The sequence below is a fragment of the uncultured Jatrophihabitans sp. genome, assembly GCF_964251945.1.
Lineage (GTDB): Bacteria > Actinomycetota > Actinomycetes > Mycobacteriales > Jatrophihabitantaceae > Jatrophihabitans.
Genome location: NZ_CAXULP010000002.1, coordinates 166,665 through 189,251, shown reverse-complemented (window position 1 = coordinate 189,251; position 22,587 = coordinate 166,665). Strand labels below are relative to the sequence as shown.

Sequence of the window (22,587 nt, the reverse complement as noted above, 5' to 3'; positions counted from 1 at the left end):
CATGGCCGTTCGGGTCAGCGTCGTCATCGCTGTCTACAACACCGGCCCGCACATCGAGCCGTTGATCGACTCGCTGCTGCGCCAGACGATGTCGACCGAGGAGTTCGAGGTCATCTTCGTCGACGACGGGTCGACCGACTCCACGCCGGATCGACTGGACGCGCTGGCCGCCGAGCACGGCCACTTCACGGTGGTGCGCGAACCGAACAGCGGTTGGCCCGGCCGCCCGCGCAATGTCGGCATCGACCTCGCGCGCGGCCGGTACGTCTTCTTCGCCGACCACGACGACTGGTTCGGCGTCGAGGCGCTGCAGCGGATGCTCGACTACGCCGAGGCGCACGAGTCGGACATCCTGATCGGCCGCTACGCCGGCCACCACCGGGGCGTGGCCAAGGCGATGTTCACCGCGAACCGTCCCGCGGTGACGTTGTCGGACACCCCGCTGATGGATTCGCTCACCCCGCACAAGCTGTATCGCGCGGCGTTTCTCGCCGAGCACGAGCTGCGCTTTCCCGAGGGGCGGCGCCGGCTCGAGGATCACATGTTCGTGATCGCGGCGTACTTCCGCGCACGGCGGATCTCGCTGCTCGCCGACTATCACTGCTACTTCCACATCGGCCGGCCGGACATCGGCAACGCGGGGCTGCAGCGGATCGACCCGCCGTTCTACTACCGATACGCCCGAGAAGTCGTCGAGCTGATCCTCGCCGAGACCGAGCCGGGCGCCCTGCGCGACCGCTGCCTGCGCCGGCCGCTGCGTCAAGAGCTGCTCGGCCGTCTCGACGGCGCCCCCTTCCTGAAGGAGGAGCCCGACCATCAGCGGTCGGTGTTCGACGAGGCGCGGGCGATCGCGCTCGCTTGCATTCCGCCGCACGTCGACCGCGGACTGTCGGCGCCGCAGCAGGTGCGGTCCGAGCAGCTGCGCGCGAACCGGTTCGCGGACCTGACTCGCTACGTCCGGCACCAGGTGGGCGTCCGCTGCCACAGCACGCTGGCGGACCTCCGCTGGGACGATCGGGGCCGGCTGACGGTGACCGTCGACGCGCTGCTGGTGAACGGACCCGAGGCGCGGCCGTGGACCTACCGAGTCGACGGCGACCGGATGCTGTTGACGACGCCGGCGCTCGAGCACGGGCCGGCCGAGGACGCCCTCGACTGCACTGCCGCCGTCAGGGCCGCGCGGGCGGACCTCGTGATCCGCCGGCGCGCCGACAGCGAGGAATGGAAGATCCCGACCGAGTCGACGCGCACGACGCACACCGACGGCGACGCGGCGTGGCTGAGCTTTCATGCCGTCGGGGTCGTCGACCCGCGCACGCTCGGCGGCGGCCGGCTGCTCACTCCGGGCGTGTGGGACCTCTACGTCACGGTGTCGCAGACCGGCTGGTCGAAGCAGAACCGGCTCGCCGTCGAGCGCCTCGAGCCGGCACTCGCCGGCTGCCGACCGGCGGTGCTGTCGGGCGTCCCGATCGTCGCGTACTGGACGGCGGGCGCGGAGAAGCTGAGTCTGAATATCGACGCCAAGACCGCAGAGCTCGCCAAGCGCCCAGGCAGGTGTCGGCTCGAGCGGTCGGCAGGCGGTTCGGCCGCGCTCGTCGTCGATTTGGACCTCGCGCTGGACGCGGACGCGCGGCCGGCGGTCGCGCTGCGTCTCACGCCCGCCTCGTCGTCGTCCTCGTCGTCGGCGGTCGTGCTCGCGGCCGGGTGGCGCGCGGCCGAAGCGGGCGTCGCGACGCTGGCCGCGCAGGCGCCGGACCTCGCGCCTGGCGCATGGCGGGTCACCGCGGAGCTGCAGCTGCCGCGCGGGACGGTCAGCTGGCGCACGGCGACGGTGCTCGTCGTCGGCCGCCGCCGTTCGCCGCGCCTGCGGTCGGAGCAGGCGGCACGGAGAGCGAACGCGTCGCAGCGGCGCGGGGTGCTCGGCCGGGCCCGACGCATCGCCGGCCGCGCGCGCCGTCGCGCCCGGAGCGTCGCGCGACGTTGGCGCGAACGGTGATCGGGCGCCGGGTGACACGCCACGACGCCGGCAGGCAGGATGAGACCGGTCGGCCCCGCGCGAATGAAGGATGACCGGTTGAGACGCCACGAGTTCCTGCAGGCGATGCATGAGCTGACCCGGCCGCGAACGTACGTCGAAACCGGCGTGCACTACGGCGAGAGCTTGACGCTGTCCCGGGTGCCGAGCATCGGGATCGACCCGGACTTCTCCATCAGGCGCGAGCTGCTCGGCGACATGCAGTTGGCCCGCACGACCAGCGATGAGTTCTTCGCCCGCGCGCGGCCGCTCGCGCACTTGCCGACCACGGTGATCGACCTCGCGTTCATCGACGGCATGCATCTCGCCGAATACGCGCTGCGCGACTACCTCGCGCTCGAGCGGTTTACCGCCGCGACGAGCGTCGTCGTGTTCGACGACATGCTGCCGCGCTCGATCGACGAGGCCGCCCGGCACCGGCACACCGGCCCGTGGACCGGTGACATCTACAAGGCGGCGCAGGCGCTGCGTGACTTCTGCCCCGAGCTGATCGTGCTCGAGGTGGACACCACGCCGACCGGCTTGGTCGTCGTGCTCGCTCCCGATGCGTCCCGCGGCGGCGTGCTGCCGCAGTACGACGCGTGGCTCGACGTCGCGCTCGAGCCGGACCCGCAACGCGTGCCCGACGAGGTGCTGCGCAGGACGCGGGCGCTCGACCCCGAACGGTTGCTGGCCAGCCCCGGCTGGCGTCAACTGCCGATGCTGCGCCGCCGTCGCCGCGGTGTTGATCGCGCCGCGGTGCGCGCGGCGTTCGCCGACGTCGTCGGCTGACCATGTCGGCGCGCTCGGCGTCCCGACGCGTCGTACCGGGCCAGCTGCTGCCCGTAATCGGTGGAAAGCTGCGCGACGCGGCGACGCGCCGGCCGGGGCGCCCGCCGAAGGTGAGCGTCATCGTCGCGACCTACAACTCCGAGCCGGCCGCATTGACGAAGCTCGTCGACTCGATCGCGGCGCAGCCGATGGCCGCGCGGGACGTCGAGATCGTCTTCGTGGACGACGGGTCGACCGACGACACCCGGGATCGGCTGGCCGAGATCGCGCGCGCCCGGGCGAACGTCGTCGTTCGCTCGATCGAGAATTCCGGTTGGGCGAGCCGCCCGCGCAACGTCGGCATCGAGATCGCCCGCGGCGAGTACCTGCTGTTCATGGACCACGACGACGAGCTGGTCGCCGGCGGGCTCGCGGCGGCCTACGAGTTCGGGCACGCGCACGCCGCCGACGTCGTGAACGCGAAGGAGGTCCGCACCAACGGCTGGTCGTGGGGGTGGGATTCGTTCGCCGCCGACATTCCGCTCGTCGGGCCCCGCGAGCGCAACCCGCTCGACCCGATGACTCCGCACAAGCTGTACCGCCGCGAGTTCGTGCTGCGCCACCAGCTGCGCTTCCCGGAGGGCAAGCGGGTGCTGTGGGAGGACATCTACTTCAACACCACCGCGTTCGCGCGCGGCGCCCGGATCGCCATCCTGTCCTCGCGCGCCTTCTACCACTGGGTCGAAGGTCCGGCGAACACGTCGGCGACGTTCGACCGCAGCGCCGAGGAGTTCTGGTCGAACCTCGATCGGCTGCTGGCGTTCATCGACCGCGAGCTGGCCGGGCGCCCCGGCCGGCAGCCGCTGCTCACCCACCACGTGCGAGCACGGGTCCTGGGGATGCTCGGCCCCAAGTGCCTGCCCCAGCCGTTGGAGTATGTCGAGACCGGCTACCGCCACGCCCGCGAACTCGTCGAGCGGCACATGCCGCCGGCCCTCGATCCGGGGCTGCCCGCCGCGGACCGGGCGAGGTTGGCGCTCGTGCGGCACGGGGACCTCGGCCTGCAGCGCCTGCTCGCCGAGCTCGACGACGGCGTCTTCGCGACGCCGACCCTCGACGCCGTCGAGTGGGTCGGCTCGGCGCTGGTGCTGACGATCAGCGCGACGCTGACCACCGGCGCTGGCGAGCCCCTGCGGCTGCGTCGGGTCGGGGACCGCTGGCTGCGCGTCGTCCCGCAGGAGCTTGCCGACGTGCTTCCCGCACATGCGCTCGACGTCACCGACGACGTCGAGCGGGCAGCCTTCACCGCGAGCGTGAAGGGCCGCTCGTCGCGCTCGACCTGGCGGCTGACCGGCAACGGCGCCGTGCGGTGCGTCGTCGAGCGTGCCGGCGACGGCGCGCTGACCGGCACGCTGACTGGCTCGGTCGTGGCGCGGTTCGACCCGGTGGCGTTCGCCGCGGAGCACGGCCTGACCGACCCCGTCTGGGACTTCGCGGCCCGCTTCGAGGCGCTCGGCTTCGCCGTGCATCGACCGTTGCGCGGCGGCGTGACCCGGGTCGGCCTGCTGGCCGGCAGCACCGCCGTCGGCTACGTCAATAAGGCGGGGCTGTACAGCCTCGACGTCTCCTCGTCGGTGCGCAGCGTGACCGGCTCGGCGCGGCCGCCGGTTGTCTCGGCGAGCGTGGCGGCGCGCGCCGCCGGCAGCGGTCTGACCGCGGTGGACGTGCGGCTGCCGATGCCGGACGTCCACTGCGCGGGTGACTCGCGGTTGGCCGGAACCGCTGTTCTGGGCGGCGGCGCCACAGCGCCGTTGACGTTGACCGCGACCGGGAGGCGCGCAGTGCTTGAGGGCGGCGACGCAGTGCTCGAGCGCGGCGACGCGGTGCTCGAGTTCAGCGCCGCGTTGCGCGACGGCGAACACCCGGTCCGCGTCGAGCTCGAAGGCCGCGTCGGCGACACCGGCCTCGTCCTGGTTGTGGCGGCCGGGACGGCGCGGTTGCGCGCCGCATCGCAGGCGGCGGCGCAGACGAGGAAGTGACGCGCGGCGCTGACGGCCGGATCACCTCGTCGCCTCAGAACGGAGGCAGCGAAGCAGAAAGCCGAACCAGCCGAACGCGCTGTCGGTGCAGCTCTGTGCTGGGCTGACGAAACGGTGACAGCCTCGATGTCCCGATGTCATGGGACTCGGGGTCCCGTTCGCTGTCCCGGGCACGGTCCGGTCTGTGCTCGTCGGCCCAGCGCTCGAAGGCGACACAATGCGGAAGTTCCTACTACGTAGGGGATTCCGGCTGCCTGATCGCTTGACTCCCCGCGATGTTCGACTAATATAGAACACGTGAGTCTGGACCTCGAGGATCGTCCGGCCGGGGACGGTTCTGTGCTGCCGCAGGCAGGCTCGCCGGCCGCGTCGCTGGCGGCGATGCACGCCGAGCTCGACACGCTGTTGGGCGCGGATCTGTCCGTATCCAGCGACGCCGACATCCTTGACGGCCTGCGCGAGGCGGAGCGGTTGCGCCGGCGGCTGGCCGCGTTGGACCACCGGGTGGTGACGCAGTTGGAGCGCCGCGGGGTGGCGCAGGCGAAGGGCTATCGGGATCCGCAGACCCTGCTGGTCGAGACGTTGCGGGTCTCGCGGCGGGAGGCGCACGCCCGGGTGAGCGCGGCGCGGAACCTGGGGCCGCGCGTCTCGCTGCTGGGGGAGGTCCTGCCGCCGGTGCATCCGGAGGTGGCGGCCGGGCAGGCCGTGGGGGTGGTGTCGGTCGAGCAGTCGCGGATCATCGTCAAGGCGCTCGACCAGCTGCCCGGACACGTCACGGTCGAGGCGGCGGACGGGATCCGGGACGCCCTGCTAAACCTGGCCGCGGCGTGCGGGCCGGAAGTGGTGGGGAAGGCGGCGCGGCACGCGCTGGTCACAGTGGAGCAGGACTGCGCGCCGCCGGAGGCCGACGAGCGCCGCGAGCAGCGTCGCGGGATTGCTGTGTTCTGCCGGCCGGACGGGTCGTCGCGGGTCGCCGCGGAGCTGAACCCGGAGTTGACCGAGGTGCTGTTGACGGTGTTCGACTCCCTCGCTGCCCCGAAACCAGCGTCAGACGGCGTTCGCGACCTGCGGTCGGGCGGGCAGCGGCGCCACGACGCGCTGCTGGACGGGTTGAAGCTGCTGATCAGGGCTGGGCAGCTGCCGGACGCGGGCGGGGTGTCGACCACGGTGTTGATCACCATCGACCAGCGGGCGTGGCTGACGGGGGTCGGCTGCGCGCAGGCCGGGCACGGCGGGGTGCTCACCGCGAGGGAGGCGATCCGGCAGGCCGGCGGCGACGCCACCGTCGTGACCGTCGCGCTGGACGACATGCTCGCCGTCACCGCCCTCAGTGGGGAGCATCGGATCTTCACCCGCCGGCAACGCCGCGCGCTCGCCGCCCGCGATCTCGGGTGCACGTTCCCCGGCTGCCCCGCCCCGCCGGGCTGGTGCGAAGCGCACCACGCGACCGACTACGCGATCACCGGCCAGACCAGCGTCGACGACGGCGGACTGGTCTGCGGCTACGACCACCGCGAACGCGTCCGTCAAGGCTGGACCACCCGCATGATCAACGGCCGGATGTGGTGGATCCCGCCACCCTGGATCGATCCAAACCAGACACCCGTCCGCAACACCCTCCACGACAAACCCTGAACTGTCTCGCGCGTTCGAACCTGCCATCGCCTGTCACAGAAGACCGTCTTGACATGGTCGGCGCTCGATGGTTTCGGTCCGTCATCTGCCACGCGAGACACCGTGTCCAATCGTGCGGGTCGCTATCGTGCGACGACGGTTGAAGCGTGGCTCAGCGCGATCCGCACTGCCCAGCGGTGGATTGGCGCGACAACGGCCCAGACGACCCGGCCGGGACGGTGCGTGAAGACCATCGCGCTGGAGAACGTGACGGCGTCCGGCTGCGTTGCGAAGAGAAGTGTCGCGTGTATGCCAAGCCGCGACCGCCGCTGGAGAGCGGTCATCTCTGGTGTGGCTTGGGCGATCGGCCAGCCGAGAATGTGCGTCGCGTCGGATCTGGGCCCGCCTTCCAGGATGAGCGCCGTCCAGCCGATGACCAGGAACACGCGCATCGAGAAGGGCGAGCCCTCGAAAGTCGCGCGCGCCCAAACCAGCGCATCGGCCGACACCGGCGCTGGAACTTGCGCCGCGTACCGCCACCCAACCGCCGTGCCGGCGAAGATCGACAGCCGAGGATCAGGTTCGACCGATACCGCCCTCATTGCGGGAGGCTACCGTCCACACCCGCGCGGATCGCGTCGCTCCGTTTGCTGACGAAGACCGCGATCAGCGCAGCAGGCGGCTGGCGGCGTCGCGCGCCGCGACCCGCAGCCGGGCGGTGCGCTCGGGGGGCAGCAGAGACAGCGCCTGCTCGAGCACGCGTTCGCCTGCGACTGCGGCCTTGCGCCGAGCCGCCTGCCCGGCCGTAGCCGGCGGGGGGAGGCTGTGCGTGGCTTTCGCGCCCCAGAGCAGCACGAGCGGCCGGTCGCCCTGCACGAGCAGGCGGGCTGCCAACTGCTGGCGCTCGGCCGCCCCGTGCTCGAGGGTCAGCGTCCAGATGCCGTCGTCGAGTTCCGCGCGCCGGGCGCGCACGATCAGCCGACGGCCGCCGTCGTCCTCGACGAGTTCGCCGTCCGCGCGCACCGTCCGGGTGCCGCGACCCAATGAGACTTCGACCGACGAGCCGGCGATCTCGCTCTTCGGTTCGGCCAGCAGGATCTCGACGTCCGCTCCGCGTAACCGCGCGACGCTGTCGACCAGGTCGAACGACGCGGGCGGCGGCATCGAGTTGCCCATGCGGATCTCCTCGCGGCGGCTGGGACAGGCGGGGCGGGTGCGAGCCTAGCGCCCGGCGAAGGCGCGCAGCGCCCAGCACGTTCGCTCAGCGGCCACCCGCGGTCGCGGCCCGGCGGCCGGCGAGCGCCTCGGCCAACGCGTCCTGCCAGGGTCGTGGCGCGGTCAGGCCAGCGGCGACCCACGCGCGGGTGGACAGCACCGACCACCCCGGCCGTTTCGCCGGCCGCGGGAACGCCGCGCTGTCCACCGGCTGGACGCGCTCGGGATCGGCGCCGATCAGCCGGAACACCGCACGCGCGAGTTCGAACCAGGACGCCTGGCCGGCGTTGACGTAGTGCAGCGTGCCGGCCGGCACGTCGCCGCGACCGAGCTCGACGAGCGCCCCGGCGAGGTCGGCCACCCAGGTCGGCGAGCCGATTTGGTCATTGACCACCGTGAGCGTCTCGCGTTCGCGTTCGAGTCGAGTCATCGTGTCCACAAAATTGGCAGTCGGGCCGCCGTAGACCCACGCGGTGCGCACGACGTGGTGTCGGTCGGGCAGCGCCCGCGCCACCGCCTGCTCGCCGGCCAGCTTGGTCCGGCCGTACGCACCGGTGGGGCCGACCGGCGCGTCCACCTCGTAGGGCTCGCTCGCGTCGCCGGCGAAGACGTAGTCGGTGGAGACGTGCAGCAGCCGCCCGCCGTGCCGGGCCAGCGCCTCGGCGACCGCGGCCGGCCCAGCGCGGTTGATCCGGTCGGCGCCGGCCTCGTCGTCCTCCGCGGCGTCGACGGCGGTGTAGGCGGCGGCGTTGAGCACGACGTCCGGCCGATGCTCGGCGATCATCGCCTCGACCTGCTCAGGGTCGCCCAGGTCGAGCTCGGCGCGGGTGGTGGCGACGACGTCGATCCCCGCGGCGGCGAGCAGCGGCAACGCATGCGTGCCGAGTTGGCCGTTGGCGCCAGTCACCAGCCAGGTGCTCATTGGCCGGACTCGGCGTAGCGCGACTCGGTCGCCGCCTTCGCCGGTTCCCACCACTCGCGGTTGTCGCGATACCAGCGGATCGTCTGCTCGAGCCCGCTGCGCAGATCGCGGTAGCGCGGCTGCCAGCCGAGCTCGTCGCGCAGCTTGCTGGCGTCGATCGCGTAGCGCAGGTCGTGTCCGGCGCGGTCGGTGACGTGGTCGAACCAGTCCGCCGGCTTGCCCAGCAGCTCGAGGAGGAGCTGCAGCACGTCCTTGTTGTCGCGCTCGCCGTCCGCGCCGATGAGGTAGGTCTCGCCGAGCTGACCGCGGTCGATGATCGTCCACACTGCGGCGTTGTGGTCGTCGACGTGGATCCAGTCGCGGACGTTCGCGCCCGCGCCGTAGAGCTTGGGCCGCAGGCCGGCGAGCACGTTGGTGATCTGGCGCGGGATGAACTTCTCGATGTGCTGGTACGGGCCGTAGTTGTTCGAGCAGTTGGAGATGGTCGCCTGCACGCCGAAGCTGCGCACCCAGGCGCGGACCAGCAGATCCGAGCCGGCCTTCGTCGAGCTGTACGGGCTGGAGGGGTTGTAGGGCGTCGTCGGCGTGAACTTCGCCGGGTCGTCGAGCTCGAGGTCGCCGTAGACCTCGTCGGTCGAGATGTGGTGGAAGCGCACGCCGTGCCGGCGCACCGCCTCGAGAAGGGTGAACGTCCCCACGAGGTTTGTCCGGACGAACGGCGACGGGTCGCGCAGCGAGTTGTCGTTGTGCGACTCGGCGGCGAAGTGCACGACCAGGTCGCTCTTGCCGACCAGCCGGTCGACGGCGTCGGGGTCGGCGATGTCGCCGACGACGAGATCAATGCTCTCGCGCACCGGCGCCAGGCTCTGCTCGCTGGCGGCGTAGGTCAGCGCGTCGAGCACCGTCACCCGCGCATCCGGCCGGTGGGCGACGGTGTGGTGGACGAAGTTGGCGCCGATGAAGCCGGCGCCGCCGGTGACGAGGACGCGCATCACAGCTGCTCGAAGCGCGGCGCGGCGGCGTCCTTCGCCGAGATCTGCGCCGGGTCGGCGGTGTCGATCGGCACCGGCCAGGCAATGCCGAGCGCCGGGTCGAGCGGCGTGACGGCCACGCCGGACATCCCGGGCTGCCACTCGACGCCGAAGCAGTACAGGTACTGGCAGCCGCCGTCGGACACCGCCTGGAAGCCGTTGCACACGCCGGCCGGCACGAACACCTGCGTCCCGACGGTCAACGGCACGGTCACCACCGCTCCGCGGGTGGGGGAATCGGGCCGAGCGTCGAGATAGGCGCCGAGCGCCTCGCCCGCCGCGACGCCGACGAGCTTGTCGGTCGCCTCGCCGTGCATGCCGCGCAGACCGCCGCGCTTCGTCCAGGTCAGGTTCAGCTGGGCCCACCGCTCGGGCACCGGCACGCCTGCCTCGGCGAACCCGCTCGTCCGAAAGAACTCGCGCACCGTGCCGCGCTCGTCCGTGACCGCCTTGGTGGTGATCCGCAAGAGGCCGTCGATGTCGGTCTGCTCAACCGACATCGGGACGATCTCGACGCTCACGCTCGGCTTCCGGCGGCGCCCGCGGCCGCGGATTCGGCGACGAACTCGGCGGCGACGCGCCGCAGGTACGCGGCGTAGCTCGATTTGCCCATCCGGTCGGCGGCCCCGACGGCCTGTTCCGGGGTGATGAAGCCGCAGCGCATCGCGACTTCTTCCAGGCAGGCGATCGTGATGCCCTGCCGGTGCTGCAGCACCTGCACGAATTGCGCCGCCTCGAGCATCGAGTCCTGCGTGCCGGTGTCCAGCCACGCGGCGCCGCGGCCGAGGTCGACCAGCTTCGTCGGCCCGGACTCGACGTACACCCGGTTCAGATCGGTGATCTCCAGCTCGCCGCGCGCTGAGGGCCGCAGCCGCTTCGCGTGCTCGACCACCCCCGCGTCGTACAGGTACAGACCGGTCACCGCGAGGTTCGAGCGGGGGTGCGCCGGCTTCTCCTCCAGATCGACGATCCGGCCGTCATCGTCGACCACCGCGATGCCGTACCGCTCCGGATCGCTGACCCGATAGCCGAACAGCACGCAGCCGCCGTGCGTCTCGACCTGGCCGACGGCCGCGCGCAGCGCGCCGCCGAAGCCGTGGCCGTAGAAGATGTTGTCGCCGAGCACCAGCGCCGCGCTGTCGCCGGCCAGGAAGCGCTCGCCGATCAGGAACGCCTGCGCCAACCCGTCCGGCGACGGCTGCACCGCGTAGCTGAGCTGCGTGCCCCACTGGCTGCCGTCGCCGAGCAACCGCTCGAACTGGTCGTGCTCGTGCGGCGTCGTGATCACCAGGATCTCCCGGATGCCGGCCAGCATCAGCACCGACAACGGGTAGTAGATCATCGGCTTGTCATAGACGGGCAGCAGCTGCTTGCTCACCGCGAGCGTCACCGGATGCAGCCGCGAACCCGTCCCGCCGGCCAGCACGATGCCCTTCATGGCGTCAGAGCCTAACGATGCTGCGACTTCCGGTCGCGGTCAGTGCGGTCGCGGTCAGTGCGGTCGCGGTCAGCAGGTCGCGGTCAGTACGGAAATGCCAACCGGGCTTCGACGAGGTTGTGGTCGGACGGGATCGCGCCGACGAACCTGCCGTGAACCAGCTTGACGACCACGGTTCGCGACACGACGGCCACGCCGGGCGGCGCGTAGATGTGGTCGATGCTCTGCCCGACCGTGGGCGGCCTGCGCATGTTCAGGTTGGCGCTGTTGTATTGGCCGTTCGTCATGTGCTGGGCGGCGTCCGCGCTGTCCGCGACGTGCGCGGCGCGCATGACGATGCCCGGGCCGTCGAAGACGTGATTGCGGTTCACCGTCGAGTTGAAGTCTCCGGCGTACACAATCGGCGCGCCGGTGGAGCGGGCGTAGGCGGCGCCGAACGCCAGCAGCCGCGTCGCCTCGCGCTGGCGCAGCGTGTCGTAACGCGCGCCCGCGCCGGCCAGCAGGTGCGGCGACACGGCGATGACCCGTGCCCCGGTCGCGCGGTTGCGCAGCAGCTGATACGCAGCCCAGCGCTGGTCGCCGAGCGACCAGTGGCCGCCGGCCGCCGCCGGCTGGTACACCCTCGATCGGTACAGGACGTAATCGGCGGTGCGCCGGAATCCGTGCGTCGTCGGCGGGGTCTCGGTGGTCGCCAGCGACCAGTCGCCGCCCAGCGCGCGGCGCAGATCGTCGATCTGCCGGGTGCCGCCGAAGCCCGTCGGCGAGCCGATCCAGGCCGCCGCCTCCTGCACCGCGACGACAGCCGCCCCCGACTTGCGGATCGACGCGACGACACCGGCGCGGCGCGCGGGCCAGGCCGCGAGCGCGACGCCGCTCTCGAGCGCTCCCGCGGTGTTCGCCTCGAGCACGTTGTAGGTCGCGATCCGGATCGACTGCAGCGCGGTGCGCGGCGTGGCGTGGACGGCCGCGGCCGGCGCCGACTTCGTCGATCCGTTCATCGCCTGCACGCGGAACCAGTACGTCCGTCCCTTCACCAGCCCGTACGGCGTGAACGACGGGTTCGCGCCGCGGATGCGGTAGGTGCGCCGACCGGCGGAGAAGTTCCGCCGCGTCGACCGGGTGATCTGCCAACCCGTCGCCGGCTCGGCGCGCCAGGTCAGGTACGTGCCGGCGTGTCCGGCCGTCGCGCGCAGGCCGGCCGGTGTCGGCGGGCGCAGCCGCACCGCGTGGATGGTGGTGTCCCAGCGGTGGCGCTTTCCGTTGACCGCCTCGACCCGGTAGTAGTACGGCGTCGCGCGGTAGCGCAGCCGGCGGATCGTCACGAGCCGGGAGCGCTGGCTCGCCGAATGCCGCGCGTGCCGGATCCTGGCGACATGCAAGCCGCGCTTCGTGCGCGCGACGTAGACGCGGAACGACGTGGCGTGAGCCGTCTCGCCCACTCGCACGGTGAACGCGCTGCTGCTGATCGCGACGACCTTGACGACGTGGGGCACTGCCGGTCGCGGTGTCGCGGCGTCCGCCGCCGGCGCCGGCACCACGCCGAAGCCGACTGCGGCGGCGGCGGCGAACAGGGCGAGCCCGGCGACAGCAGTGCCGGCTCGCGGACGGTGCGGCATGCGGCGGAGCCCTCCAGTCGACATCGGCCGCGCGGTCACGGCGGCGCCTAGGTTATTGCGTCGCGGCCGTTCCCGGTCGGTCCGTGCCGGGATGCCCGTCCGACAGTGGTCACTTGACACGGTCAGTGGTCGCTGCGGCGCGACCACTGACGGGTCTAACTGACCACTGACAGGCGGCTCGGCACAATCCGCCCATGCGTCTGCGAGCTGGAGCGGGCCCTGCTCGCCACGCGCTGAAGCCATGGCGGGCGCGGCTCAACTGACGCGCGGGTTGGCCGATCAAGTCGGTGACGGTCGCGAACGCGATCCGACGGTCGGCGAGAAGAGCTCGGCATGGACATCCTCGAAGCGCCTGCCCGCGCCGCGGTCCTGCCCGAGCCGGCGCCGGCGGCAGCGACAAGTGACGCGACAGCACTCGACGACGTATGGGCGCCGTGTGCGCGTCAGCGACGCCGGCTGCTCGGCTGGCCGGCAGCGATCGCGCTGCTGTTCGCGTTGCTGTTCGTCGGCGGCTCGAGCTACCTGGTCGTCGTGCTCGACAGCCTCGGCGCGCACGCCGCCTCGTTCACCTCGCAGCTCACTTCGATCGTCGGCGATCTGCACTCGGCCGCCGGCGCGTCCGGCGCCGCGCCCGGCGGGTGAGTCGGGCCGGCGTAGAACGTCAGCTCGCCCACGCGACCTCCACCGCCGCTGGCTTGCGGAAGATCAATCCGCGGGCGGGCGCCGGCGCGCGCAGCCGCAGCCCGGGCAGCTCGGCTAGCAGCACGCGCAGCGCGATCACCGTCTCCAGTCGTGCGAGGTCCATCGCGATGAACACGTGCGGTCCGGTCGCGAACGCGAGCTGGGCTCGCAGGTTCGGCCGGCTCGGGTCGTAGTCGTCGGGGTGCTCGAACACCGCCGGGTCGCGGTTCGCCGCGGTCAACGAGACGCGGACGAGGTCGCCCGCGGCGATCAACGCGCCGCCCAGCGAGACGTCCCGTGTCGCATACCGGTCGACCGCGCCGGCTGCCGGCTCCAACCGTAACGACTCCTCGACCGCCGCAGGCACCGCCTGCCCGTCGCCCGCGAGCCGCGCGGCCTCGCCCGGCCGGGCGAGGATCTGCGCCAACGCGTTCGTGAGCATGCCTTCCGTGGTCTCGATCCCGCCGAACATCATCACCGCCGCGTTGCCCACGATGGCGGCCTCGTCCAGCGTGGCGGCGGCGTCGCGCAGCACCGACTCGCCGGGGTCGCGCAGCCCGGACCGAAGGTGCTCGCCGAGCTCGGCCATCGCGGCCCAGGCAGCCTCCGGCGGCGCCGGGGCGCCCGCGCTGATCGCCTGCACCGCGTCGACGAGCCGGCCGTACCAGCCGAGCACAGTGGCGGCGTCCACGTCGCGTACGCCGAGGACGGCGGCCAGCACCGTCACCGACAGCGGCCCGGCGAATTGGGTGCGCACGTCGGCGGCCCGCCGGTCACCGGCCCGCATCCGCCTGACCAGGTCGAGGGCCAGCCGCTCGATCAGCGCGCCGTACCGGTCGTGCACCTGCCGCGGCCGGAACGGGCCGACGAACGGCGTCCGATGGCTGCGGTGGGCCACGCCGTCGACGGACAGCATGCTCGGACCGATCACCCGCGCGGTCGAGAAGCGCGGATCGTCCACGGTGTAGGCAGCCGGGTCGCGCATGACCTCGACCGCCAGGTCGTGCCGGGTGACCAGCCACGCCCGGACGGCCGGCAGCCAGCACACCGGGCGCCGCGCGCGCAGGTCCGCGAGCAGCACGTGCACGTCCGGCGCGCAGAGCTGCTCGACGCTGGGTTCCGGCACCGGGCCACCGTAAGCGGCCGCCGCGATTGCACTGATCCGGCCCGTCGCTGAAGTGGGCCGGATAGCTGCCGATAGCACCGGTATGACTCGCCGGATGGCGCCTTGGCTGTGCGTCGTCCTCGTCGTGGCCGCGTTCGTCGCGGACCTTCGCTTGCAACCCGGCGGCGCGTTCACGACCCGCGCGGTCGACGACCTGACGCAGCTGGCCACCGCGGCCGTCGCGGCGATCGCCGGGTTCCGCCGCGCGCGGGCTGGCGCGGGCCGGCTGCGGCTGTCCTGGGCGTTGATCGGCGCCGGCGCCGGCTGCTGGGCGATCGGCGAGACGATCTGGTCCTGGTACGAGCTCGTGCGCCAGGTCGAGAGCCCGTTCCCGTCGCTGGCCGACGTGGGCTTCCTGCTCTTCCCGGCCTGCACCGCCGCCGGATTGATGGTGCGCCCGTCGCGCGCGTTCGCCGGCCGGGCGAAGACGCGCATCGTGTTGGACGTGGTGCTCGTCGTGATCTCGCTGTTCGCCATCAGCTGGGCGACCGCGTTCGGTCAGGTGTACCGCGGCGGCGGCAGCGATCTCGCCACGATCGTCTCGCTCGCCTATCCGGCGGGCGACCTCGCGCTGCTGGCCGTCGTCGTCATCGTGCTCAGCTACGCCCGCGCCGGCGGCCGGACCGCCCTCGTCTGGGTCGGCGTGGGGCTCAGCGGCTTCGCCGTCGCCGACAGCGGTTTCGCCTACCTGAGCGCGACCGGCAGCTACCAGACCGGCAACCTCATCGACGCGTGCTGGGTCGCGGGATTCCTCGTCGTCGCCGCCGCCACGACGACCGACGCCGACGCCGTGCACGACGAGAGGCAACTCGCCGAAACCCCGCGCGCGGCGCTGCTGCTGCCCTACCTGCCGGCCGGCGTGGGCGTGCTGGCCGCCGCGCTGCGCCTGCACGACAGTCCGCACGATTCGGTGATGCTGGTGACGGCGACGGTCACCGTGTGGCTGCTGATCGCCCGGCAGGTGATCGTGCTGCTCGACAACCGCGTGTTGATGTCGCGGGTCACTCACCAGGCGCTGCACGATTCGCTCACCGGCCTCGGCAACCGCGCGCTGTTCGCCGATCGGTTGCAGCACGCGCTAGACCGGCACAGCCGCGACCGGCGCGCGCTGCGGCTTGTGCTCATCGACCTCGACGACTTCAAGACCGTCAACGACTCCCTCGGGCATCCGGCCGGGGACGAGTTGCTCGTCCAAGTCAGCGAGCGGCTGCGTGCCGCCATCCGCTCCAGCGACACGCTCGCCCGCCTCGGCGGAGACGAGTTCGCGGTCCTGCTGGAGGACGCGGTGTTGCCGGAGCAGGGGGCCGACAGCGAGATGGCCACCGACCGGCTGATGTCCGCGCTCGCGCTGCCGGTCCAGGTGGGCCGGCGGCTGATCCCGGTCAGCGCCAGCGTCGGCGTGGCGGTGTTGCAGCCTGCGGACCAGCCCGCTGACGCGGCGGACATGCTCCGCTGGGCTGACCTCGCCATGTACGACGCCAAGCGCGGCGGCAAGTCGCGGATGTCGCTGTACTCCGCCGACCTCGGCGAGTCCGGCGGCGAGCTCGATCTGCGCTCGGCGCTCGACGCGGACATCGCCGCCGACCGCATCGATGTCGCGGTGCAGCCGATTCAGCTCGCCGACGGCCGGCAGCACGGCGTCGAGGCGCTGGCCCGCTGGTGTTTCCGCGGCGCCGCCGTCGCGCCGGCCGCCTTCTTGCCCGCCGCGGCCGCGCTCGGCTTGGCGGCGGCGCTCGACGATGTCGTGATCGCGAAATCGGTGGTGGCGGCCGCGTCCTGGGGCGACGGGCGCACGCTCGCGGTCAACGTCAGCGGAGCCACCTTGATCGACGAGTCCTTCCCGCGCCGGCTGACGCGGCTGCTCGACCGGCTCGAGTTCGCCGCGGACCGGCTCGTCGTCGAACTGCGCGAGGACGGACTGGCCGCGCATGACCGGGCAGGGGCGTCGACGATCGCCGGCCTGCGCGAGCTGGGCGTACGCATCGCGGTGGACGACTTCGGCGCGCGCTTCGCCGACCTCGGCCGGCTGCGAGCGTTGCGCCCGGACATCGTCAAGATCGACCGCACGCTTGTCGCAGCGGCCGCGGACGGCGCCGGCGCGGCGACGCTGGCGGCGGTTGCCGAGCTCGCACGCCGGTTCGGCGCGTTCGTGGTCGCCGAAGGCGTCGAGACGCGGTCCGGGCTGGACGCCGCGCTCGCCGCCGGATGCGACGCCGCGCAGGGCTACCTGCTCGGCCGGCCGACAGCGCTCGCCGAGCTCATGGTCCTGTCTGCCGACGGCGCCGGCGCCGGCGTTGGCATCGGCGTCGGCGTCGCGTGACCGCCCGGCCCCACTGGACGCCGCGCATGACCTGCGCGTGCGCGCCGGGCTGAGCTCAGCGGCGTCCGCGCGTCTCGGGCACCCGTGGCAACTCGATCGCGCCGGTCTCGACGACGCTCTCGGCGACGTCGACCAGCTTGCGATGCTTGTTTTGGCTGACGATGCGCAGCAGGTCGAAGGCCTGGTCAGCGGTGATCTTGTGGGTGGCCATCAGGATGCCGATGGCGATGCCGATGCGGCGGCTGGAGAGCAACGCCCGCTCCAGATTGTCGATCTTGTCCTGCCGGCGCCCAGCGGTGACCGCGAGCGCGCCGTGGGTCGCGAGCAGCACGGCGGTCGTCTCATCCGAGTCGTCGAAGGCGTCGACGGCACCGGCGTAGAGGTTCAACCCGGTCAGCTGGCCCTCTGCCTCGACGAATAGGCGCACTGACAGCATGCTGCGGATGCCGTAATCCGCCGCCGCCTGCGGGCCAAACTCAGGCCAGGACGGATCCGTGGCGAGATCGCCCACGCGAAAGCAGGTGTTGTCCAGAATGGCGTCCACGCACGGCCCGGACCCGAGGTCGTACTGGATCTGGTCCACTTGCAGCGGCAGGTCGCTGGTGGGCGCGACCGTTTCGAAGGCGCCGTCGTGGCCGCGGCTGATCGCAGCGTGCTCGGCGGCAGGAATGACCTCGAGAGCGCGCGCTGTGATCATCGCGAGCACCTCCTCGATCGAGTGCTGCGCGGCGAGCTCGCGGCCCACTCGGGTGAAAAGCTCGGCCAGCCGGCTGCCGTTGTTCTCTGTCATGGCGTGGGGGTAGGTGGCCAGCGGGTCGCCAGGACGTCGTCGGGATCGCGCTGGCCGGTCAGCAGCTCGCGGGCGGTGCGGGTGAGCGGCAAGCGCGAGCTGCGGCAGAAGTCGCGGAGCAGCTCGAACGCCACGTCGATGTCGAGCTGACCCCGCTCGGCGAGCAGACCCTTCACCTGCTCGATGACGATCCGCTCGTTCAGCGCGGTCTGCAGCTGCTCGGCCAGCGCCTCGCTGCTGCCGAGCGCCCGGTGCTGCAGGATCGCGATGGTGGCGACGTCGGCGAGGGCCTGCGCGATCGCGATGTCGTGTTCGTCGAAGCGGGTTTCGCCGGTGTGGAAGACGTTGAGGGCGCCGATCGTGTTGTCCCGCAAGCGCATCGGCAGCGCCTGCACCCCGGTGAACCCCATTTCGAGCGCGCGGATCGTGAACCTCGGCCAGCGCCCGCGCGCCGGCGCGTCGCGCAGGTCGACCGAGATCCGCTCGTGCCTGGCGTACGCGTCCATGCAAGGGCCCTCGTCGTTCGAGACCTCGTACAGCTCCAAGATGCGCATCGCGGCGTTGGAGGACGCCATCAGCTGCAGCCTGCCGTGCCGGTCGGCGAGCATGAGGCCGGCGCTGGCGGCGTCGAGCAGGTCGACGCAGGCGGTCGTCAAGCGGTCGAACAGATCGCTGATGTCGAACTCGCCGACGAGGGTGTCCGCAAGCTGCACGAATGTCTGCGCCATCGACTGCTCGCGGTGGGTGCGTTCGGGCCCTTGCGGCCGGTCGGGGTCGCTCATGTGCGCCGCACCTTCCTGGGCCACTGTTCGGCCCGCTCGTGTCATTGTGCCTAAACCCGGTCGTCATCGAAGCGCAACCGACGGCCGATCACGTCGGCGGCGACGTCGACCAGCCGCCGTCCGGACGTGAACGCGTGTGCGCGCAGCCGCACGAGCGCGTGGTCGATGGGCACGTTCGCCTGGGCCATGACCATGCCCGCCGCCTGATGGACGTCCGAGCGCAGCAGCACCGCCAGCTCGTGATCGATCTGCGCCGCGTTGCCGGCCCCGCTGCCGAGGTCGAGCCCGCCGACGCCGTCGACCCCGCCGCCGACGACGGCCGCCATGTCCAGCAGCACGAGCAACGCCGTGTCGACCAGCCGCCGGGTGATCGGGAATTGTTCGGCCGTCGGCCGCCACACCGACGCGCTGTAGAGGCTCAGGACGCCGGCGGTGATGGCGCCGGCTTCGATCGGAACGGCGGTGGCGCCGCGGACGCCCGCGTCGTGCGCGGCTTGGACCCAGACGGGCCACCGCCCCGCGGCGTCGGCCCGGGTCAGGTCGGCGACCGTGACGGTGTCGTGGTCGCGGATCGCGTCGAAGCAGGGGCCTTCGCCGACAGTGAACGCGTACTCCTCGAGGCGCGCGGCCGAGTCGCTGGTCGAGGCGCCGGACATCCATTCGGCAGCGCCGCTGACGATCGCGATCGACGCCTGCTCGACCGGCAACTCGACCACGGCGCGCTCGCAGACGCGGCGCAGCAGCAGCTGCCAGCGGGGTTCGGCGGGCACAGGCGAGGTCGGAGGCACTGCGTCTCCCGCCCGTCGTCGTGGTGCCCGGGCTATATGGCGCAGCAGCGGCCAGGGGAAGGGCGGGTCGGGCGAGGTCTGGGCCCGACGCTCGGCGGCCGAAGCCGCCTTCCCGTCCGTCGCTGCTGTGTTGAGCGAGCGGACGCCGTCGCGAGCAGGCGGCGCGGGCCGCAGGCTCATGGTCGAACCTACACCGGCCCGGGGGCGGTCAGCCGACGAGGAAGAGCACGCAGAGGAGGACCAGCAGCGCGACGCAGTAGCCGTCGAACGCCCATCGCAGCCAGGCGGGCGCGGTCTGGATCTCCATGAAGTGCCGGCCCACCAGCCGTGCTTTACCGACGGCGATCAGCAGGATGCCGACCCCGATCACCCGGCGGCCGCCGCCGCTGCCGAGTCCAGCCTCCACGCCGCCGGCAAGCCAGGCCACGCAGGTCAGTCCGACCAGCAGCGCGTACACGACGCCGGCGCGGTCCGGGCGACGCAGGATCGCGCCGACCCGTCGGGCGCTGTTCATCGCAGGAGGTAGAGCAGCGGGAACAGCACGATCCACAACAGATCCACCAGGTGCCAGAAGCAGGCTGCGCTTTCCAGGTAGGCCCTTCGCCGAGGCGTCGTCGGGCGTCGGGACGCGACCACGAGGAAGGTCAGCGCGGCCAGTCCCACGACGACATGGAACAGGTGCAATCCGGTCAGCACGAAGTAGTAGGTGAAGAACGTCGAGCTGCTCGGGCCGTGCCCGGTCGACACGAGGTGGTGGTACTCGACCACCTTCACCGCCACGAAGCCGAGTCCGCAGGCGAGCGCGCCGGCGAAACACCAGCTCGACCGGTCTGGGCGCCCCGCGCGAACGGCCCGCAGTCCGCGCACGACCAGGACCGAGCCGGTCAGCAGCAAGAGGGTGTTGCCGAACGCGAGATTGCGGTCCAACAGTTGTTGGCCGACGAGGAACACCGACCGGTGCCCCAGCCGCTGCGCCAGGTACGCGCCGAAGACGAAAGCGAACACGACGAGGTCGCCGAAGATGAGCACCCAGGTGCCCTCTTCGCCGGGCAGGCGGTCGCCAGCTGACGCGGCGGCGCGCGTCCTCCGCGCGTCTGCGCCGGGTGGCTCGGCCGTGGCGGCCAGCTCGGTCAAGTCAGCGGACGGTGGGCGTGAGCGCGGCCGACTCGACCGGCGCTGCGACGGCCGCCCCGCCGTGCTCCGCGGCGTGCTCGACCTCCTGCCGGTTGATGGCTTGCACGGTCGTCACCACCATGACCAAGAACCACAGGCCGAACACCGACAGCGGCAGCCACCACGCGAACAGCCCACGCCATGCGAACGGCCCGCTCTTGAAGAACACCGCGACCGTGCCGCCGCAGAAGATGATCGCCGCCCAGATGTTCAGGTAGCCGACCCAGCGCGGGTAGATCGGCTGGGCCCGATGATCGCGCAGCACCGCGATGGCGATGGCGAGGTTCTGGATGAGCGCGAAGCTGACGGCCGAGACGATGGCGATCCAGCCGAGGTCGTCGAGCACCTGCACGATCTGCGGCGAGTAGTCGCGGAACGTCGCGGTCTGCAGGATCAGCTGCGGGACGAGGAACAGCAGCGTCGAGCAACCGCCGGCCAGCAGCTCCGTCCAGGCCATCGGCGAGAACTCGCCTTCAACCCGCCGCAGCTGGACGGCGATCGCCACCGAGTACGGGAAGAGCAGCGCACAGCCGAAGATCATCACGATCAGGCCGATCCGGATTCGGGTGCGGTGCTCGGCGAACAGATTGGCGATGGCGTTCGCGCTCAGCCCGGGCGAGGGCGGCGGCAGGAAGCCGGCGACCACCACGCCGATCAGCAGCATGACCATGAACGCGATGCCGCACCAGGCGCACAGCCGCTGGGTCGTGGCGTTCATCAGCCAACACCGTCCTCTCGCCGTCGAGCAGTCGGTCGGTTCACGCGGGAACTCGGTTGGCGCTATCTAACAGAGTTTGGTTTTGTTCCGCAATGCGTACGACGGATTCGGTAACGACATTGCGACAACGCTTGCCTGATTTACCAAACGTCATTAGGTTACGCCGGAGCAACGCCCCGCAGGCCGATGCCGTCCCGGTAGAAGGAGTCCAGATGTTCTCGTCCCAGTTCCGAGGGCGCGCCGCGCTCGCGATCATCGCAGGCGCCGCGCTCACGCTCACCGCGTGCAGCAGCAGCGGCACCAGCAACACAAGCCCCAGCTCCAGCTCCACGGCGGACACGTCGTCCACCAGCGCCGCCGGCGGCGGCGGCACGCCGGCGGCCGGATCGACGATCACGATCGGCAGCTTCGCCTCGCTGAGCAATCCCGTGTACAGCACGCCGCAGCTGAAGGCCGGCCTGACGGCCGCGATCGGGTCCATCAACGCCTCGGGCGGCGTGGCCGGCCACAAGCTGGCGCTTGACTTCTGCGACAGCAACTACGACGCGAACAAGGAGCTGTCCTGCACGCGCTCGCTCATCGCGCAGAAGGTCAGCGCGTTCGTGTCTCCCTCGGTGCTGGCCGACCCGTCCGGCAAGGAGTACGCGGCGATGGCCGCGGCCAAGATCGCAGACGTGGGCGGACAGGGCCTCTCGCCGGCTGAGCTGAACAGCCCGGTCGCGTTCCCGATCTCCAGCGGCATTCCGGGCTGGGTCTTCGGCGCCGCCAAGCACCTCATCGACGAGGGCGTCAAGAAGATCGCCATCGTCGACGACACGAACCCCGGCTCGCAGTTCTTCGGCGGCCTCGTCGCGCAGGCGCTCAAGGCCTATGGCGTCACCCCGGTGTCGACGATCACCGCGGACCCCACCGCCGACCCGACGCTGACCACTGCGGCTGGCAAGGTGGTGTCATCTGGCGCGGAGGGCATCGTGCTGTGCCCCGCCCCGGCGACTGTCCCGAAGTTCGTCGGAGCGCTCACGCAGTCCGGCTACAAGGGCAAGATCTCCTCGATCACCGCGCTGTTCGCGCCGGCGATCCTCAAGGCGCTGGGCAGCGCCGCGAACGGCATCCTGCTCACCAGTCAGGTGGCGTTCGTGACCGACACCGCCAACGCCGGCGTCGCCAAGTTCCTCGCCGACATGAAGAAGTACCAGCCGTCGGCGGTCATCGACGAGACCACGCTCATCGCCTGGTCGGCGGCGACGCTGTTCGCCAAGGTCGCGGCAACGGCGAAGAGCACCGACGCGGCCGGCATCCTGGCCGCGTTCACCGGGCTGTCCACGCCGGTCGACGTCGGCACGGTGGCCCCGTACGCGGTGGCCGGCAAGACCTCGCCGGTCAAGGGCTTCAGCCGGATCTTCAACCCGACGGTCCAGGACGGCACCGTCGACAACGGCGAGGTGAAGTCCGACGGCAAGGGCTTCCAACCGGCCTTCCCGAGCACCTGAGCGACACGCGCCATCCGCAC

At 71.7% G+C, this 22,587-nt stretch carries 21 protein-coding genes; 7 read left to right on the top strand and 14 right to left on the bottom strand.

What is annotated here, in order from left to right; genetic code table 11:
• Position 1: 1 nt before the first annotated feature.
• The 4 genes from ACFFBG_RS05865 to ACFFBG_RS05850 all read left to right on the top strand — a co-directional run bounded on the left by ACFFBG_RS05865 (position 2) and on the right by ACFFBG_RS05850 (position 6,459).
• Positions 2 to 1,996, top strand: a complete 1,995-nt coding sequence (locus ACFFBG_RS05865) for a glycosyltransferase family 2 protein (protein ID WP_375476608.1) — start codon at positions 2 to 4, stop codon at positions 1,994 to 1,996.
• 78 nt (positions 1,997 to 2,074) lie between these two features.
• The gene (locus tag ACFFBG_RS05860; protein ID WP_375476606.1) at positions 2,075 to 2,806 is read left to right on the top strand and encodes a class I SAM-dependent methyltransferase; all 732 of its coding nucleotides are present in this window, start codon (positions 2,075 to 2,077) and stop codon (positions 2,804 to 2,806) included.
• Positions 2,807 to 2,916: 110 nt separating this feature from the next.
• Positions 2,917 to 4,824 carry a glycosyltransferase gene (locus tag ACFFBG_RS05855; protein ID WP_375476604.1) on the top strand — a complete coding sequence of 636 codons (1,908 nt, stop codon included), beginning with the start codon at positions 2,917 to 2,919 and terminating at the stop codon, positions 4,822 to 4,824.
• 297 nt (positions 4,825 to 5,121) lie between these two features.
• Positions 5,122 to 6,459, top strand: a complete 1,338-nt coding sequence (locus ACFFBG_RS05850; RefSeq protein WP_375476602.1) for a DUF222 domain-containing protein — start codon at positions 5,122 to 5,124, stop codon at positions 6,457 to 6,459.
• A gap of 122 nt (positions 6,460 to 6,581) precedes the next feature.
• Here ACFFBG_RS05850 and ACFFBG_RS05845 read toward each other — a convergent pair whose 3' ends face one another.
• From ACFFBG_RS05845 to ACFFBG_RS05815, 7 genes are all read right to left on the bottom strand, one after another.
• Positions 6,582 to 6,947 (bottom strand): hypothetical protein, encoded by a 366-nt coding sequence (locus tag ACFFBG_RS05845; RefSeq protein WP_375476600.1) that lies wholly within the window; start codon positions 6,945 to 6,947, stop codon positions 6,582 to 6,584.
• A gap of 157 nt (positions 6,948 to 7,104) precedes the next feature.
• Positions 7,105 to 7,614: a hypothetical protein gene (locus ACFFBG_RS05840; RefSeq protein WP_375476599.1), complete on the bottom strand. Its 510-nt coding sequence runs from the start codon at positions 7,612 to 7,614 to the stop codon at positions 7,105 to 7,107.
• A gap of 85 nt (positions 7,615 to 7,699) precedes the next feature.
• Complete coding sequence (gene rfbD, locus ACFFBG_RS05835) at positions 7,700 to 8,575, bottom strand: dTDP-4-dehydrorhamnose reductase (protein WP_375476597.1); 876 nt, start codon at positions 8,573 to 8,575, stop codon at positions 7,700 to 7,702.
• Positions 8,572 to 9,567, bottom strand: coding sequence for a dTDP-glucose 4,6-dehydratase (gene rfbB / locus ACFFBG_RS05830; protein WP_375476595.1), 996 nt, complete (start codon positions 9,565 to 9,567; stop codon positions 8,572 to 8,574). Before rfbB ends, rfbD begins: the two co-directional genes overlap by 4 nt.
• Positions 9,567 to 10,127: a dTDP-4-dehydrorhamnose 3,5-epimerase family protein gene (locus tag ACFFBG_RS05825; protein WP_375476593.1), complete on the bottom strand. Its 561-nt coding sequence runs from the start codon at positions 10,125 to 10,127 to the stop codon at positions 9,567 to 9,569. Before ACFFBG_RS05825 ends, rfbB begins: the two co-directional genes overlap by 1 nt.
• A complete protein-coding gene (rfbA, locus tag ACFFBG_RS05820) occupies positions 10,124 to 11,044 on the bottom strand; it encodes a glucose-1-phosphate thymidylyltransferase RfbA (protein WP_375476591.1) in 921 nt (306 codons plus the stop codon). Before rfbA ends, ACFFBG_RS05825 begins: the two co-directional genes overlap by 4 nt.
• 83 nt (positions 11,045 to 11,127) lie before the next feature.
• A complete protein-coding gene (locus tag ACFFBG_RS05815; RefSeq protein WP_375476589.1) occupies positions 11,128 to 12,660 on the bottom strand; it encodes an endonuclease/exonuclease/phosphatase family protein in 1,533 nt (510 codons plus the stop codon).
• A 333-nt stretch (positions 12,661 to 12,993) separates the two neighbouring features.
• Between ACFFBG_RS05815 and ACFFBG_RS05810 the strand changes: the two genes are divergently transcribed.
• Positions 12,994 to 13,302 carry a hypothetical protein gene (locus tag ACFFBG_RS05810; RefSeq protein ID WP_375476587.1) on the top strand — a complete coding sequence of 103 codons (309 nt, stop codon included), beginning with the start codon at positions 12,994 to 12,996 and terminating at the stop codon, positions 13,300 to 13,302.
• A gap of 19 nt (positions 13,303 to 13,321) precedes the next feature.
• On the opposite strand, the gene ACFFBG_RS05805 is transcribed toward ACFFBG_RS05810, so the two are convergent.
• Positions 13,322 to 14,467 carry a cytochrome P450 gene (locus ACFFBG_RS05805; protein WP_375476585.1) on the bottom strand — a complete coding sequence of 382 codons (1,146 nt, stop codon included), beginning with the start codon at positions 14,465 to 14,467 and terminating at the stop codon, positions 13,322 to 13,324.
• 94 nt (positions 14,468 to 14,561) lie between these two features.
• Between ACFFBG_RS05805 and ACFFBG_RS05800 the strand changes: the two genes are divergently transcribed.
• A complete protein-coding gene (locus ACFFBG_RS05800) occupies positions 14,562 to 16,826 on the top strand; it encodes an EAL domain-containing protein (protein ID WP_375476583.1) in 2,265 nt (754 codons plus the stop codon).
• Positions 16,827 to 16,881: 55 nt separating this feature from the next.
• On the opposite strand, the gene ACFFBG_RS05795 is transcribed toward ACFFBG_RS05800, so the two are convergent.
• The 6 genes from ACFFBG_RS05795 to ACFFBG_RS05770 form a co-directional block, all read right to left on the bottom strand.
• A complete protein-coding gene (locus ACFFBG_RS05795; RefSeq protein ID WP_375476581.1) occupies positions 16,882 to 17,616 on the bottom strand; it encodes an ANTAR domain-containing protein in 735 nt (244 codons plus the stop codon).
• Positions 17,613 to 18,398 (bottom strand): GAF domain-containing protein, encoded by a 786-nt coding sequence (locus ACFFBG_RS05790; protein WP_375476579.1) that lies wholly within the window; start codon positions 18,396 to 18,398, stop codon positions 17,613 to 17,615. The genes ACFFBG_RS05795 and ACFFBG_RS05790 overlap by 4 nt, the downstream gene beginning before the upstream one ends.
• Before the next feature lie 50 nt (positions 18,399 to 18,448).
• Positions 18,449 to 19,168, bottom strand: a complete 720-nt coding sequence (locus ACFFBG_RS05785) for a GAF and ANTAR domain-containing protein (protein WP_375476577.1) — start codon at positions 19,166 to 19,168, stop codon at positions 18,449 to 18,451.
• 226 nt (positions 19,169 to 19,394) lie between these two features.
• Positions 19,395 to 19,700, bottom strand: a complete 306-nt coding sequence (locus ACFFBG_RS05780; RefSeq protein WP_375476575.1) for a cytochrome C oxidase subunit IV family protein — start codon at positions 19,698 to 19,700, stop codon at positions 19,395 to 19,397.
• Positions 19,697 to 20,320, bottom strand: a complete 624-nt coding sequence (locus ACFFBG_RS05775; protein ID WP_375476573.1) for a cytochrome c oxidase subunit 3 — start codon at positions 20,318 to 20,320, stop codon at positions 19,697 to 19,699. The genes ACFFBG_RS05780 and ACFFBG_RS05775 overlap by 4 nt, the downstream gene beginning before the upstream one ends.
• Position 20,321: 1 nt before the next feature.
• Complete coding sequence (locus ACFFBG_RS05770) at positions 20,322 to 21,077, bottom strand: hypothetical protein (protein WP_375476571.1); 756 nt, start codon at positions 21,075 to 21,077, stop codon at positions 20,322 to 20,324.
• 212 nt (positions 21,078 to 21,289) lie between these two features.
• On the opposite strand from ACFFBG_RS05770, the gene ACFFBG_RS05765 reads away from it, so the two are divergent.
• The gene (locus ACFFBG_RS05765; protein WP_375476569.1) at positions 21,290 to 22,567 is read left to right on the top strand and encodes an ABC transporter substrate-binding protein; all 1,278 of its coding nucleotides are present in this window, start codon (positions 21,290 to 21,292) and stop codon (positions 22,565 to 22,567) included.
• Positions 22,568 to 22,587: the final 20 nt, after the last annotated feature.

Excerpts from the sequence above, each read along its gene's own strand:
- ACFFBG_RS05865 (WP_375476608.1), top strand. The coding sequence starts at position 2 with ATGGCCGTTCGGGTCAGCGTCGTCATCGCTGTCTACAACACCGGCCCG.
- ACFFBG_RS05840 (WP_375476599.1), bottom strand. The coding sequence starts at position 7,614 with ATGGGCAACTCGATGCCGCCGCCCGCGTCGTTCGACCTGGTCGACAGC.
- rfbD (WP_375476597.1), bottom strand. The coding sequence starts at position 8,575 with ATGAGCACCTGGCTGGTGACTGGCGCCAACGGCCAACTCGGCACGCAT.
- rfbB (WP_375476595.1), bottom strand. The coding sequence starts at position 9,567 with ATGCGCGTCCTCGTCACCGGCGGCGCCGGCTTCATCGGCGCCAACTTC.
- rfbA (WP_375476591.1), bottom strand. The coding sequence starts at position 11,044 with ATGAAGGGCATCGTGCTGGCCGGCGGGACGGGTTCGCGGCTGCATCCG.
- ACFFBG_RS05815 (WP_375476589.1), bottom strand. The coding sequence starts at position 12,660 with ATGCCGCACCGTCCGCGAGCCGGCACTGCTGTCGCCGGGCTCGCCCTG.
- ACFFBG_RS05810 (WP_375476587.1), top strand. The coding sequence starts at position 12,994 with ATGGACATCCTCGAAGCGCCTGCCCGCGCCGCGGTCCTGCCCGAGCCG.
- ACFFBG_RS05800 (WP_375476583.1), top strand. The coding sequence starts at position 14,562 with ATGGCGCCTTGGCTGTGCGTCGTCCTCGTCGTGGCCGCGTTCGTCGCG.
- ACFFBG_RS05795 (WP_375476581.1), bottom strand. The coding sequence starts at position 17,616 with ATGACAGAGAACAACGGCAGCCGGCTGGCCGAGCTTTTCACCCGAGTG.
- ACFFBG_RS05790 (WP_375476579.1), bottom strand. The coding sequence starts at position 18,398 with ATGAGCGACCCCGACCGGCCGCAAGGGCCCGAACGCACCCACCGCGAG.
- ACFFBG_RS05780 (WP_375476575.1), bottom strand. The coding sequence starts at position 19,700 with ATGAACAGCGCCCGACGGGTCGGCGCGATCCTGCGTCGCCCGGACCGC.
- ACFFBG_RS05770 (WP_375476571.1), bottom strand. The coding sequence starts at position 21,077 with ATGAACGCCACGACCCAGCGGCTGTGCGCCTGGTGCGGCATCGCGTTC.
- ACFFBG_RS05765 (WP_375476569.1), top strand. The coding sequence starts at position 21,290 with ATGTTCTCGTCCCAGTTCCGAGGGCGCGCCGCGCTCGCGATCATCGCA.